This is a genomic window from Kribbella qitaiheensis, assembly GCF_014217565.1.
In the GTDB taxonomy this organism is placed as follows: domain Bacteria; phylum Actinomycetota; class Actinomycetes; order Propionibacteriales; family Kribbellaceae; genus Kribbella; species Kribbella qitaiheensis_A.
The window spans coordinates 2,269,109-2,281,776 of record NZ_CP043661.1; the positions used below are offsets into that span (position 1 = coordinate 2,269,109).

The window sequence follows — 12,668 nt, forward strand, 5'->3', positions numbered from 1 at the left end:
CGGAAGGTGTCGTTGATCCGTAGCCACCAGTCGTGGCGCCACCGGCGTACGGCGTCCGTCGCGCGCTCCCAGCGCCCAGGCATGACTCACGACCGCTCCCCCACTGTCCAGCGGGCGGCCGCAGCCGAGCCGGGCTGTTGCCGCCCAATCGGTCCCGTCATCGGAGTCACCGCCCCATCACTCAGTGCATCGAGCCATCAGTGAAACAGGCAACAACCAAATATGCGACGTTCCATTTATGCGTGTTGCGTTCTAGTCTGTGTCTGCAGGCTGGGAGTGGGACAGGGCCCGATCCACTGCGGAACGGATACTGTTTGCTCGCTCAGAGATGAGGTCAGATGACGCCTACAGCCGTCGATTCGGTGTACTCGCGGACCGTGCTCGGCCGACGGATGCGTGAGCATCGCGAGCATGCGCGGGTTCCGCTGTCGCGGATCGCGGCAGAGTTGGAGATCTCGACCGCCAAGTGGTCGCGGGTCGAAAACGGTGTGACGTCGGTCCGCAGCCTCGACATCGAGCGGGCGTGTCACGTCTTGCACGTGACGGACGCCCGCGAGATCCAGGCGCTGATGGAACTGGCGAAGCTGACCAAGTCGAAGAGCTGGCTGTCGTCCTACGACGACGTCGTCAGCGACAACTTCCGCCTGTACATCGCCCTCGAAGCCGCCGCTAACGAACTGTGCTGGTTCGAACCCGAGCTCATCCCGGGCCTGCTGCAGACTCCGCAGTACGCGCGCAGCACGATGGCGCTCGAACGGCTCACCGGCAAGGACCTGGCCCAGGCGTCGCTGGAACGCCGCCTCGAGGTCCGGATCGGCCGGCAGCAGATCCTCACCAGGGAACCTGACCCGGTGGAGCTCAAGGTCGTGATCGGCGAAGCCGCGCTGCGGCGGATGATCGGCGGGCCGGAGACGATGGCCGGCCAGTTCGAGCACCTGCTGGAGATCGCCGACCGCGACAACGTCGAGATCCGGGTTATGCCCCTCGACGTCGAGCACGCAGGCATCGTGACGAACCTGTTCATCGTGCTCGACTTCCCGCCGCTCGGCAACGGAACCCTGATCCAGCCTCCCAACGTCTACGTGGACGGCTACCTCGGGTTCTTCATGACTGCCAAACCCGACGAGGTCGAGCTGTACCGCACGGTCTGGACCAGCGTCTGGGCGACCGCATTGGACGCACAGCAGTCAGCTGACGCCATCCGCGACCGCCTGGCGCAGCTACAGCGGAGCTGACCTGCGGCACCGCTTCTGCTGCGACCGCGGAGCGATGCACCACCCGGGTGGGATTGAAATGAACGCCCGCACCTTCGCGCATGGAAGGTGCGGGCACCCACGCGGCCCCCGCCTGGTGCGAGTGGGGCTCAGCCGAGCCTTCCCCCACTGGGCTTCCACCGCCCCACCGGGCGATCGGGCATCAGGGAGAATCCAGGTCAAGGGCCGCGAACCTGTGTCAGGTACCGGCGCGGCTCTTGTCAGGAGAGCGGAGCCGGCGAGCCCAGAGGCGCTGCCTGCGCCGTACCGGGCGTTGTGGAGCGAGCCGCTGCTCCTGGTTGTCGAACTCGCCGTCGCGGACAGCGGCAAGAAAGACCCGCCACTCCGACGCCGTGAATTGCAAGACCGGACCCTGGTCGGCCTGCTTGGTGTCGCGAACCAGCGCTCCGCCGTCCGGCAGCAGCAGGACCCCAACGCAGTTGTTGTTGGGGTTACTGCGGACCGACTTACGCCAGACCGCAGTACCGAACTCAGTCATCTACGTCCTTTCGGTCCAGCACTCGGGTGGTCGGTCGTGTGGCCCGTACGCCGTTCCCGCCTTCGCCTCGCCTCGAAGGCAGGAACGGAAGGGCATGCACCGGGAGATCGATCCCGGGGTGGAACGGCAGGGACCGAGCTCGGGGCTTCAGTCCCTGCCGGCTTGAGTTGGCGTCCTGGCCGCGCACCTCGCAGGAGAAGGGCGGGGGTGCGCGGGCAGGACGCCCGCAGCGGAACCGGCCGATGCACGCGATTGAGGAGGAGTGAGCGCGCGCATTGAGGAGCGGCGGTTCCGCTGGATCGTGGACGAGAGCTGGTGGAGTACGGAGCTGCACGGCCGCTGGTGTCGGCCCGCGATGCCTGTGACGTCATCGGCCGGCTCCCGTGCCGGCCAGCTGGAACTCGGGGACCACAGGATCGGTTTCGTCGATCCAATGCACCACCGTGCTGCCGCCGTGGCCGTGCACAGCCAGCAGATCGTCGAGTCTGTCCCAGGTCATGGTGCAGGGCGTGGCCGATGGCCACCGCACCGCTACGGCGCCGTCGCTGAACAAGACGCCCTGAGCAACGACGCCGGTACCGCTCACCTTGGACACGTCGACGTAGCGGATGAGCAGGAAACGGCGCAGCTTCATGGAAGTGGTCCCGTCCTGTGAGGTCGAGGCGACTTGGCGAGGTGAGAAGCTGCGCGGCGGGTGCGGACATCCGGATCGTCGTCGAGCTGCCATCGCGACCGCAGCGCCGTGTGCGGTCGCGCTGTAGGAACCTGCAGCACCAGGCTGATGCCGGCCATCTTCTGCTCGAATGACAGCGCACTGGCGAGAATCCGCGCGGCAGCGGCAAGTTTCTCCGCATCCGTCACATCGTGCGCTGGGCTGCACGGCAGTCCTTCCCGCACCCAGCAGGCTGACGACCAGCCAAGACCGCCGACGCACTGCTGATCACGACCGATCAACCGCGGCCACCGACACGGCCGGTGGAGGCGGCTCGTTCGTGACCCGCAGCCCGGCGAACCGGCGCTCCATGGCGGCCGCGTAGCGGGCCGCCGGCTCAGGCTCGGCCCATTGCTGGTCGGCGATGGCGGTGGAGCCGAACCAGACCCGCACCCGGTGGCAGCTCTCCTGCAGCGCCTGGCCGCTCACCGGTCCTGCACCTCGGTGGCAGCAAGGTAGCCGATCATTACGATCGCCAAGGCGTACATCGCGGCCATCCAGTCGTTCATCCAGGCATCCATCGTGGTCATCTCCCTGTGACGGTGAGTCACAACTAGTAATGACCAGGAGGCGTGCTCTGAACATGGCGAAACCGGACCGAGCGACTCCCCCCGACCCTGGCGAAAAGTGTTCGGACGGCTACCGGCCGCGCTCGAACCCGCCTACCGTGGTCGCTATGTCCACCACCTCAAGCGGTCGCAATACAGCGCTGGCGGACTGGATGCGGCTCCACGGCGTGACCAACGCCGAGATGGCCGAGCGAATCAACGCGGCGATCTTGGCGGCGACCGGAACCAGCGGCAACGTCATTGAGAGAACCGTCTACCGCTGGCGGGCGGGCGAGAGTCGCTCTCCCCAGGCCCGGCAGCGGCAGGCACTGGAGGCAGTGACCGGCCTGTCCGCCGCCCAGCTCGGTCTGGTGGATCGCAAACGCGCCAGGCAGTCAGCCAGGGAGGAGGGTTTGCATCGACGAGCGTTCCTGGCAGCAGCCACGACCACGACGCTGGCAACCTTGGCGAATCGGGGTGCCGGCGCCCGGCCGACAGTCGGTACGAGCGACGTCAACCGGCTGCGGGTCCAGCTCCGCGAACTCTGGCTCCTGGACGACCAGTTCGGCGGAGGCCTCGAGCTCGAACAGCGCGCAGCGGCACTGACCGAACGGACCCTGGGGCTGCAGCAGAACGGCGCCGCGACTCAACGTGTCCGGTCAAAGCTCTATGCCATGGCTGCGGCCTTCGAGAGCGCAGCCATGTTCGCCGCGATGGACAGCCGCCGGTTCCCCGCCGCGCAGCTGCACCTGGACAAGGCGATCCGGCTGGCGGGGCTGTCGAACGACGGCCAGGTCCAGCATCAGGCCTGGCGCCAAGCCTCGATGCTGTCCGGACAGACGGGCCGCTACACCGACGCCCTGGCCGCGGCCGAGGTCTGTGGGACAACCTCGTCTCACAGACGCGACCCGCTGTTCGCCTCTCTCACGCAAAGCCGGATCGCGCTGGCCGCCTCCAACCTCGGTGACCGGCCGCGAGCTCTGCGCGCTCTGGAGCGCGCGGCCGCGGCCTACGACCGTGTCGACCCAGCTATCCCGCAACCAGCATCGATGTCTTCCTACACATTCGGCGAGCTCCACGGGCTGGCCGGCATCGTCCACTACCGGCTCGGGATCCCCGACGAGTCCGAGTTCCACACTCATCGTTGCCTGTCGCAACTACGCCCTGATCAGCACCGCAACCGGGCCTACTACGGCGCGCAGACAGCTCTCGCGCAGCTCGCCCAAGACGACGTCGAGCAAGCCGTGGCAACAGCCTTGGCTGTGCCAGCGACTGCAGCCGGCGGTCCGACCGGACGAACCTCACACCTTCTGAGATCATTCAGCGCAGCACTGGCCCAAAAGGCACCCAACACCACCACGCTCCGCGACTGGAACGACTTCATACGCACCCTCTGACACGGGGCGTCTGGCTACCTTCCCCACCCTCTGAGGAGACCGCGTGTCCAATGACATCTCGCTTGTCCGCTACGGCAATGACCAGCTCGCCAGCATCCGCCCGACGTTGGTCAGCCTGTACGCCGAGGTGTACGAGATGGAGGCGGCCGAGGACGTGTTCTTCTCGATCGACCGGTTCGAGAGTCGGCTCCGTGGTCATGCCGGCCGGCCCGGCTGGGAGGCCGTCGTCGCTTTCGACGGCGGAGAAGCTGCGGGCTATGCCTACGCCTCACCGCTGAAAGCTGACACCGGCTGGTGGGGGCACATGCTCCAGCCACTACCAGTGAACGACGTAGTCGAGACCGGGCACCGCACCCTCGCACTATTCGAGCTGATGATCCGTGACCCGTGGCGAGGCACTGGCCTAGCCAAGCAGATCCACGAAGCCCTTCTCGAAGGCCGGCCCGAGGAGCGCGTGACCCTCCTCGTCGAGAAAACTCACCCCAAAGTGGAGGCCCTGTACGAGTCTTGGGGGTACCACAACATCGGCGATCAGCAACCGTTCCCGGACGCCCCGATCTACGCCACGATGTTGCGACATCTCAAGTGACCCGGCTCTCCGCCTGATGCCGTCGAGCTCCAAGGCCCAGACCGAGCGCAGCCGCGTCGACCAAGCCTGCCGCACAGCGGGCATCGACGCCGGCGAGCTAGAGCTGCTCAGCCTCGGCGACAGTGCCACCTTCCGAGTCGGCGACGAGTTCGTTGCCCGCGTCACCCGGTCGGCCGCCCAGCAGTCCACCGCTCACCGTGAGATCGCAATCGCAAGATGGCTGGAGACCGCCGGTCTGCCCGCCATCACCGCGGCGGCGGATCCCGTCGACGACGGCCCTTATACCGTGACGTTTTGGCATCACCGGCCTGACCTGCGCTCAGCGACCCCGGCCGAGATCGCCCAGTACCTACTCCAGCTCCATGCCCTGGCGCCCCCAGCCGACGTCGACCTGCAGAACGTGCAGCCCTTCGTCAGCATCTCCGCCCGCGTCGACGCCGCAGACATCCCGGACGGCGACAAGCAGTTCCTGCGCAGTCGCCTGGGCGAGCTGACCGACAAATGGGAGACGGTGACCTTCGAGCTCCCGGCTACGGTCATCCACGGCGATCCGCACCCCGACAACGTGGTCGCCACGCCAGACGGCACCGTGCTGATCCTCGACCTCGAGCGATTCTCCTTCGGCCCGCCCGAGTGGGATCTCACGCTGATGGCCAGCGAGTACGGATCCTTCCGGTGGATCACCACCCAGCAGTACCGCCAGTACGCCGACACCTACGGGTACGACGTACTCGCCGCCCCTGCCTACCCGGTACTGCGCGACATCCGCGAACTGCGCATGACCAGCTGGCTTGCGAACAAAGCCGACCAGCACCCCAACACCAGGACCGAGGCACTTCACCGAATCGCCTGCCTACGCGGCGACCACGGCCCCAGACCATGGACCTGGGACGCCGGCTGAGCCCGTCCCCGTGGCCTGAATGATCCGCGCTACCACCCGAGTTCGGCGTACGGCGTACCGCTGAGGTAGTTGTCGAGGCCGGCGCGCGGGTAGGGCACCATCTCGGCGGGGAGTTGGTCGAGCGGGAACCAGCCGATGGCGCCGCATTTGTGCGGTTCGGCGTTGGTGGGTTCGCCTTCCCACTCGGCGGCGGTGAAGAACAGGCCAAGGCGGGGCGCTTCGGTGTCGTGGCCTCGGTGCATCGTGTGCACGAGCTGCAGCGCGGTGGGTTCGATCTTGGTGCCGGTCTCTTCGTAGCCTTCGCGGACGGCGCACTCGGTTGCGCTTTCGCCTTTCTCAAGGTCATCCGGGCTGAACGCACCGAGCTCCACAAGGTGTATCTGCTCAAAGAAGAGCTCCGCGATCTGTTCCAGATCATCGACCCCGGTCAGGCCAGGGCCTACCTCCACAGCTGGATCCAGCGAGCCATCGGCAGCGGGAACAACGCGTTCAGGTCCCTTGCTCAGAAGATCGTTCGTCATAGCGATGGCATCGTCGCTGCCGTCGAGCTCGGCCTGTCGAACTCCCGCAGCGAAGGCGTGAACACCAAAATCCGTGTCATCCAGCGCCGCGGCTACGGACACCCGAAAGCGCGATCACTGGCCACGATGATCTACCTGTGCTGCAGCGGAATCCAGGTCTCCTTACCCACACAAAGGTGAGGAGAGCCACGCCAGTTCGATGCCGTTGACAACACAGGTTTCCGGTAGGTCGCTCACGCAATTCCCCTTCACAGACGGCCCGGCAGGTCTCACCACATGCAAGCCTGGCACGCCCGATACCCTGCCCGCACGGGACACTCGATCTACCTCGACCAGACCTGACGCCACAGCCGCACGAGGACGCCGAGGCCGGACAGTCTCAATATCCGCGTGCGCAGAGCCCGAGCCCGTTCCCTGTCCCGCCTCGTGATCTCTGCGATGGCCATGGCCATGGCCCGACTCTCGGCGTGTACGCGAGCGAAATAGCCATCGGGATCTTCAGCAGCCGCCACTGCACGCTCTACCCCTGTCATCCTCGTTGGCTCCTTGCCACGACCGGCATCAGTCTGATGCTGATCTCGACTCCTCAGGTTTCGTTCGGGTAATTAGGCAGGCCAGGTTGCGGTCGAAGGCCAACGCCGCGGCAGCTACTCAACCGAAGACGATGTTCTTGAACTGGTCGCGGATTCCCATGAGGGGTTCGCGGTCGCGGGTGTAGAACAGCTTGTTGGTCATCAGCGTTGCCCACCGGCCGAGCGAGGGCGAGATCCACATTGCTGTACCGGTAAACCGTAGTGCACCCAGACGTCCTCGACCGGATCGCTGCCGGAAGCCGGCTGCCAGAAGAATCCGCGAGCCGGTCCGAGGCTGCCCGTCTGGACCGTCAGCGACTCCGCCACCCAGCTTGCCAACGGATCCTGAGCCCACAGCAGGTGCTGCAGAAATCTGCCAAGATCAGCTGCAGTCGAGAAGACTCCTGCGATACCGCACACTGCGAGAAGGCGCGCGGAGTAGTCGTGCGGCGTGCCCTTGATCCGTAGACCGGCTTCGGCGTCGAACTCGGTCGGCGCGCAGCGAGCCACCACGTCGGCCGGCAGTGGCCCGAACCGTGTGGAATCCATCTCGAACGGCGCCGACACGCGATCGGCCACGAACCGATCCAGGGACTGTCCCGACAAGTGCTCGACCAGGTACCCCAGGATCAGCGCGGCCCGGTCCGTGTTTATCTGGACACTTTTGAGTGAATCTTTGTTCGCACTCGTCACTCCGACCGTCGGTCGGATGTTGGCCGATCATGAGAGTGCGCGAGATCCATGATGACGGCCGGCTGAAGGCTGTAGAGCTCGTCGACGAGGACGGCCCAGTCGAGGTGGCGTGCCGTTTCCTGCAGTACCTATCGGACCGGAACTTCAGCCCGAACACCTGGCGCGCCTATGGGTACGACCTGCGGTACCTGTTCATGTTCCTCGAGGAGCAACAGCTGTCGTGGCAGGAGTTCATGGCGCCGACGGCAATGGACTTTCTGAGCTTCATGCGGCGGCAGGAAAGCAGGAAGTCGGCCCAGCGGTTCGGTCTGACTGTCATCGTCGGAGGCGAGGACGGTGACCGGCGGCTGTCTCCGGCGACGGTGCATCGAGTGTTGGCAGGGGTGTCGAGCTTCTACGACTGGGCAAGCGCCGTCGGCCTGTATTCCGCAGAGTCTCCGATGGAGAGGCACGAAGACCTGGCGCTGGCTCGGGTGCCGGATCGGCATCAACCCTTCACTGGCGGTGCGAGCAGACAGCGGCCGATGCGTCGTGCAGTGACGGTGAAGCGGCCGCTGCGGTTGCCTCGGCCGCTGGACGACGACCTGGTAGAGGCGCTGCTGACGAGCATGACGTGCCTGCGGGACCTCGCCGTCATGCTGCTGATGCTTGACGGTGGCCTGCGCCCCGGTGAGGTGCTGTCCCTGCACCTCCAGGACATCTCCTACGGCCATCGGCGGGTGGTCGTGCGCAAGCGGGATGACCACCCGCGCGGTGCACGGCCCAAGTCGCGCTCCGAGCGAGTGGTCGACCTCCAGGATCCGCGGACGTTGGAGGCCGTCAGCCGGTATGTGATGGGTGAGCGGCCAGTCGAGTCCGACAGCCCCTTCGTGTTCCTCGTCGGCGGGAACCGCAAGACCCGCTGCGAGCCGCTGTCCTACGACGCCGTGGCTCGGATGTTCGCACGCCGGATGACGGCATTGGGTCGGAGAACCCCCGACACAACGCCGCACGCCCTCCGGCACACTCACGCGACGGCAATGTGGGAAGGCGGGATGCGCGAGCTGACATTGCAGAAGCGGCTCGGCCACGCCTCCCCTGAATCGACGCGGGTCTACACGCGTGTTTCGGACGAGACCGTGCTCACCGAGTACGCCAGAGCGCTGGAGTCACGGCGGTGAGCGCCGCGCTGGCTCGGGTGCCGCTGCCAGAGCAACCTGACGGGCGCAAGCACGCGTCTCGACACGAGTACAAGGCGTGGGTAGATCGGGTCTTGGACGCCGCCTCCGGGTCCGCGCGCAAACATCGAATGTCCGCGTACGACACCTTCGTCGACCGATGGCCGCAGCTGGAGGACTGGTTCGCCGAACCGATGGCCGTGCGTTTGGACCTCCTTGACGGCGCCCATGCGCGAGCGCGTCGAGGCGTCAGCGTGAATGCCACCGGCTATCTCACCTACCTGAGCCTCGCGCAACGCGTGCGACTGGACACCGACTTCATCATCAACCGGAAGTTCAATTCGCTGCGCGACGATCAACTCCTCGCCGAACTCGGCTACGACATGGGTTTCGAGCACCGTCTCCTGCAACGTGCCTCCCAAATCGGCTACAAGCGACCCTCGTTGCACAGCCAGGTACGTTGGGCGCTAACTAAAATCGCCATGCGCAACGGCGATCCGGATGTCACCGGCATCACCATTGACGATCTACAGCTCCTGGCCGATGAGATCAAGGCGTTCGCCACCCGCCCCGATGCCGCCGAACTGCGCTGGACCGTGGCGGTGAAGGGTGAGAATCCCACGGCCGTGCTTCAGGGGTTCATCCAGCACTGTCTGAACAGGCTGCATGTGCTGCATGTCGTGCTGTTCAACGACGGTCGGATCAGCGCACCTCCCGAGCTCGGCATCCGCCGCCGCAAAACATGGAAAGACGAACTCACGCCGCCCGATACCCCGCCGAGAATCAAGTACGTCGTAGAACGCTGGCTCCGGCTGCAGCTATCGACTGGTTCCACGGCGGAGACCACGGTCGGCCAGGTGCGCGATGACATCCGCCGCCTGATCGTGTGGCTGACTGAGGCGTATCCCGCGGTGGAATCGCTCGACCAACTCACCCGTGAGCACATGGAGGAGTTCCTGGAATGGCTCGCGGCCCTGATCAACCCGCGAACCAAGGCGCCTTACGCCATCCAGACGCGTCGAGGCACGGTGTCATCACTGGTCGTATTCTTCCGTGAGACCGGGCGCCTGGGCTGGTCCGATGTCCCGGGACGGCCACTTCTCGGCCCGGCGGACCTCCCGAGGACGGTCCAGTCGCTGCCCCGCTTCATCCCCAGGGACCAGCTCGACACGGTCATGGAGATCGCTGAGGCCCTGGAGTGTCCGTTCCAGCGCGCAGCGATGCTGACGATCCGGTGGACCGGCGCCCGGCGCAGCGAGGTCCGCCGCCTGGAGGTGGACTGCCTGGACGCCTACCCCGACGGCTACCCACGGCTTCGGCTCCCGGTCGGCAAGGGCCGCACCGAGCGCACCGTTCCCCTCCATCCCCACGCCGCTGAGGCGCTGCGGCCGATCATCGACATGGCTCGCGCTGCGAACTACGCCCCGCGCCTCGATCCCACCTGCCAGCGCTTGGTCCAGCGGATCTTCGTCAACCTGGGCAAGCCGATCTCCGCCGAGTACCTGTTCATGACCCCGCTCAAAATGGCGTGCGAGAAACTCGGGCTGCTGGACGCGGAAGGACGACCGCTGATCAACCCGCACCGGTTCAGGCACACGGTCGGCACTCAACTCGCTGAAGGCGGTGCTCAGCTCCAGACGATCATGTCCATCCTCGGCCACCGCAGTGCCAGCATGTCAATGGTGTACTCCCGCATGACTGACCCCGTCGTCAAGGAGCAATACGAACAAGTCCTCGCCACGACCGGCCGCATCGCCGGCCCGGCGGTCGACCTCCTCCTAAAGGACGGACTCGACGAGGAAGCAGTCCACTGGCTGAAGACGAACTTCTTCAAGACCGAGCTCGAGCTGGGACACTGCCTGCGACTACCGCAGGAAGGCCCGTGCGAGTGCGACCTCTATCTGCGGTGTGGGAAGTTCTTCACCACCTCCGAATACGCCCCGAGACTGCGCCAACGGCTGGCCACCGAGCAGCAACTCATCCAGGACGCCACCGAACGCGGCTGGCCGCGTGAGATCGAACGACATGCCGCAATCAGTCGGCGGCTACGCGAACTCCTGACCGAACTCGGCCAACCCGAAGACGGCGAACACGCGCCCTGCATCAGGCCAGACAACGGAGACCGTCAATGATGAACACTCCACCGGCCACACAGACCACGGGCACAGCCATGATGACCACCGTGACCGGTGCCTGGAACGGAAGGGGTTGGGGCTGCCAGGAGAGTCACCGCGCGACTGTTCTGTCTCGTGAGCCGAACTGCCAGACACGGGAGTTGATGGGCCGCGAGTTACCCGTGCCTAGCCTGCCTCAGAGTGGACGTTGATTCGGGTGAGGAAGTCGGGTAGCTCGTTCCAGCCATTGAGCCAGACGGTGTTCACGTCGAGCGAGCGGAGATAGCGCTCCTTGACGGTGTTCCGCCTCCCCTGCACCGTGTAGGACGCCGGCATGTTCATCCCGTACACGACCCGCAGATCGTCATGGATGGTGTTGAAGTTGGGATCGCTGAGGCTGAATCCGACGAAGAGGAAGGCTGCGTCAGCGAGCTCGCTTCGTAGATGATCCAGCATTGCGCGGCGCTCGAGCCGGATCCGCGCATAGTCGGACCTGGTCAGGACGATCGTGTCGGGTTGGTCGATGGAGCCGTGCAGCTTCACCAGGTGCGCGTCGACGGTTCGTCGATGAGCCGTGAACTGGGCCTCACTGGCGCTGACGCGAAGGCGTTCACCTGCCTTCTGGTACGCAGCCTCGATCAACTCGTCGTAATTGGTAGTGAACAGTCGTTGAAGTCGCAAGGCCACAAGGGCCTGATGGCTCGGAGTGACCTGCACGAACTGGTGGCGGCCGGAGTCGAACTGGCGGAGCAGGAACTCGCGGTAGTTCGCCTCGCCGATGGTTTGTCGGAACAGCTGGGCGCAATCGAGGGGCCCTTCCTCCGAGAAGAATTCCGCGAGGGCGTCACGCTCGTTCTCCGACGCCGTCACCGCCAATTCCTCGTACATACGGCTCACCAGCCATGGCCAGGAGGGCAGAGGGAGTCCGTCGTCATCGGAAACCAGACGAGGTTCGTCAGGCCACCATGGGCGACGCTGAGAGCGATCGTAGTCGAACCGTGCTCGACCGTTAAGCCGGGCGGCGCCAAAGGAAAGACCTGCGCCCAAGAACATCAACAGGCGGCCTTGGTCGGCGATCAGTTCTCGAAGTCGTTCGATCAGGCCTGCGTTGGAAGGATCCTGGTACCAAGTCACACGTTCAGTGTGGCAGCCACGTACTCATAGACCATCCCCGACGGGCAGGAGGGCACTGAAGCCAACACTCAATAGCCTGACATGCGCGGGGTCCCGTTGTTTGGTGCCGATACGACAGAGTATGTCAGTATCTACGTATGAATGCGGATTCGCGGGGTCGGGTGTCGGGGCTGGCGCGTGAGCAGCCTGCGGGAGAGCAGGTCGACCTGGCGGTCGAGGTGTTCCGGATGCTCGCGGACTCGACCCGGATCCGGTTGTTGTGGGCGCTGCTGGATGACGAGCTGGCGGTGAATGACCTGGCCGAAGCGGTGGGCAAGCCGCCGGCGGCGGTGTCGCAGCACCTGGCGAAACTGCGGATGGCCCGGCTAGTGCGCACCCGTAAGCACGGAACGCAGGTGTTCTACCGGATCGAGAACGGCCACGTTCGCCAGCTCGTCGAGGACGCGGTCTACCACTCCGAGCACGTCGGCCCTGGGATCCCGGATCACCACCGCCGCGACGGCGTCACCACCCTGCCCGACCACGCCGATACCGGAACCGAGGCGCGATGACGACCCCGAACCACCACCCCCACGAAG

At 65.5% G+C, this 12,668-nt stretch carries 14 protein-coding genes; 8 read left to right on the forward strand and 6 right to left on the reverse strand.

Annotation, left to right across the window (positions count from 1 at the left end; genetic code table 11):
* The first annotated feature begins 338 nt into the window (after nt 1-338).
* Nucleotides 339-1,235 (forward strand): helix-turn-helix domain-containing protein, encoded by an 897-nt coding sequence (locus F1D05_RS10240; protein WP_185447159.1) that lies wholly within the window; start codon nt 339-341, stop codon nt 1,233-1,235.
* A gap of 217 nt (nt 1,236-1,452) precedes the next feature.
* Here F1D05_RS10240 and F1D05_RS10245 read toward each other — a convergent pair whose 3' ends face one another.
* The 3 genes from F1D05_RS10245 to F1D05_RS10255 form a co-directional block, all read right to left on the reverse strand.
* Nucleotides 1,453-1,752 (reverse strand): DUF397 domain-containing protein, encoded by a 300-nt coding sequence (locus F1D05_RS10245; RefSeq protein ID WP_185447160.1) that lies wholly within the window; start codon nt 1,750-1,752, stop codon nt 1,453-1,455.
* Between the two features lie 367 nt (nt 1,753-2,119).
* Complete coding sequence (locus F1D05_RS10250; RefSeq protein WP_185447161.1) at nt 2,120-2,386, reverse strand: hypothetical protein; 267 nt, start codon at nt 2,384-2,386, stop codon at nt 2,120-2,122.
* 306 nt (nt 2,387-2,692) lie between these two features.
* Nucleotides 2,693-2,893 carry a hypothetical protein gene (locus F1D05_RS10255; RefSeq protein ID WP_185447163.1) on the reverse strand — a complete coding sequence of 67 codons (201 nt, stop codon included), beginning with the start codon at nt 2,891-2,893 and terminating at the stop codon, nt 2,693-2,695.
* Nucleotides 2,894-3,140: 247 nt separating this feature from the next.
* Here F1D05_RS10255 and F1D05_RS10260 point away from each other — a divergent pair, with 247 nt between their 5' ends.
* From F1D05_RS10260 to F1D05_RS10270, 3 genes are read left to right on the forward strand one after another with little or no spacing between them, the layout of a single operon-like run.
* Nucleotides 3,141-4,409 carry a Tat pathway signal protein gene (locus F1D05_RS10260; protein ID WP_185447165.1) on the forward strand — a complete coding sequence of 423 codons (1,269 nt, stop codon included), beginning with the start codon at nt 3,141-3,143 and terminating at the stop codon, nt 4,407-4,409.
* 43 nt (nt 4,410-4,452) lie between these two features.
* Entirely contained in the window at nt 4,453-4,998 is a 546-nt protein-coding gene (locus F1D05_RS10265; RefSeq protein WP_185447166.1) for a GNAT family N-acetyltransferase, read from the forward strand.
* Nucleotides 4,999-5,014: 16 nt separating this feature from the next.
* Nucleotides 5,015-5,899 carry a phosphotransferase family protein gene (locus F1D05_RS10270; protein ID WP_185447168.1) on the forward strand — a complete coding sequence of 295 codons (885 nt, stop codon included), beginning with the start codon at nt 5,015-5,017 and terminating at the stop codon, nt 5,897-5,899.
* Between the two features lie 29 nt (nt 5,900-5,928).
* Here the strand turns inward: F1D05_RS10270 and F1D05_RS40010 are convergent, their stop codons facing one another.
* On the reverse strand, nt 5,929-6,348 hold the full coding sequence (locus F1D05_RS40010) for an NUDIX hydrolase (protein ID WP_428995010.1): 420 nt from the start codon (nt 6,346-6,348) through the stop codon (nt 5,929-5,931).
* Here F1D05_RS40010 and F1D05_RS42910 point away from each other — a divergent pair.
* Nucleotides 6,274-6,600 carry a transposase gene (locus F1D05_RS42910; RefSeq protein WP_185447172.1) on the forward strand — a complete coding sequence of 109 codons (327 nt, stop codon included), beginning with the start codon at nt 6,274-6,276 and terminating at the stop codon, nt 6,598-6,600. The genes F1D05_RS40010 and F1D05_RS42910 overlap by 75 nt on opposite strands.
* A gap of 554 nt (nt 6,601-7,154) precedes the next feature.
* On the opposite strand, the gene F1D05_RS10285 is transcribed toward F1D05_RS42910, so the two are convergent.
* Nucleotides 7,155-7,571 carry a beta-lactamase family protein gene (locus tag F1D05_RS10285; protein WP_246486574.1) on the reverse strand — a complete coding sequence of 139 codons (417 nt, stop codon included), beginning with the start codon at nt 7,569-7,571 and terminating at the stop codon, nt 7,155-7,157.
* Between the two features lie 143 nt (nt 7,572-7,714).
* Between F1D05_RS10285 and F1D05_RS10290 the strand changes: the two genes are divergently transcribed.
* Together F1D05_RS10290 and F1D05_RS10295 are read left to right on the forward strand one after the other, a co-directional pair.
* Nucleotides 7,715-8,845 (forward strand): tyrosine-type recombinase/integrase, encoded by a 1,131-nt coding sequence (locus tag F1D05_RS10290; RefSeq protein WP_185447174.1) that lies wholly within the window; start codon nt 7,715-7,717, stop codon nt 8,843-8,845.
* Nucleotides 8,842-10,974, forward strand: coding sequence for a tyrosine-type recombinase/integrase (locus F1D05_RS10295; RefSeq protein WP_206686152.1), 2,133 nt, complete (start codon nt 8,842-8,844; stop codon nt 10,972-10,974). Before F1D05_RS10290 ends, F1D05_RS10295 begins: the two co-directional genes overlap by 4 nt.
* Nucleotides 10,975-11,142: 168 nt before the next feature.
* Here the strand turns inward: F1D05_RS10295 and F1D05_RS10300 are convergent, their stop codons facing one another.
* Nucleotides 11,143-11,844: an SIR2 family NAD-dependent protein deacylase gene (locus tag F1D05_RS10300; RefSeq protein WP_185447176.1), complete on the reverse strand. Its 702-nt coding sequence runs from the start codon at nt 11,842-11,844 to the stop codon at nt 11,143-11,145.
* Between the two features lie 383 nt (nt 11,845-12,227).
* On the opposite strand from F1D05_RS10300, the gene F1D05_RS10305 reads away from it, so the two are divergent.
* Nucleotides 12,228-12,641 (forward strand): ArsR/SmtB family transcription factor, encoded by a 414-nt coding sequence (locus F1D05_RS10305; RefSeq protein WP_185447178.1) that lies wholly within the window; start codon nt 12,228-12,230, stop codon nt 12,639-12,641.
* Nucleotides 12,642-12,668 lie beyond the last annotated feature (27 nt).

What these genes read in the sequence shown, in the direction of transcription:
- F1D05_RS10240 (WP_185447159.1), top strand. Translation starts at nt 339, where the DNA reads ATGACGCCTACAGCCGTCGATTCGGTGTACTCGCGGACCGTGCTCGGC.
- F1D05_RS10245 (WP_185447160.1), bottom strand. Translation starts at nt 1,752, where the DNA reads ATGACTGAGTTCGGTACTGCGGTCTGGCGTAAGTCGGTCCGCAGTAAC.
- F1D05_RS10250 (WP_185447161.1), bottom strand. Translation starts at nt 2,386, where the DNA reads ATGAAGCTGCGCCGTTTCCTGCTCATCCGCTACGTCGACGTGTCCAAG.
- F1D05_RS10260 (WP_185447165.1), top strand. Translation starts at nt 3,141, where the DNA reads ATGTCCACCACCTCAAGCGGTCGCAATACAGCGCTGGCGGACTGGATG.
- F1D05_RS10270 (WP_185447168.1), top strand. Translation starts at nt 5,015, where the DNA reads ATGCCGTCGAGCTCCAAGGCCCAGACCGAGCGCAGCCGCGTCGACCAA.
- F1D05_RS10290 (WP_185447174.1), top strand. Translation starts at nt 7,715, where the DNA reads ATGAGAGTGCGCGAGATCCATGATGACGGCCGGCTGAAGGCTGTAGAG.
- F1D05_RS10300 (WP_185447176.1), bottom strand. Translation starts at nt 11,844, where the DNA reads ATGTACGAGGAATTGGCGGTGACGGCGTCGGAGAACGAGCGTGACGCC.
- F1D05_RS10305 (WP_185447178.1), top strand. Translation starts at nt 12,228, where the DNA reads ATGAATGCGGATTCGCGGGGTCGGGTGTCGGGGCTGGCGCGTGAGCAG.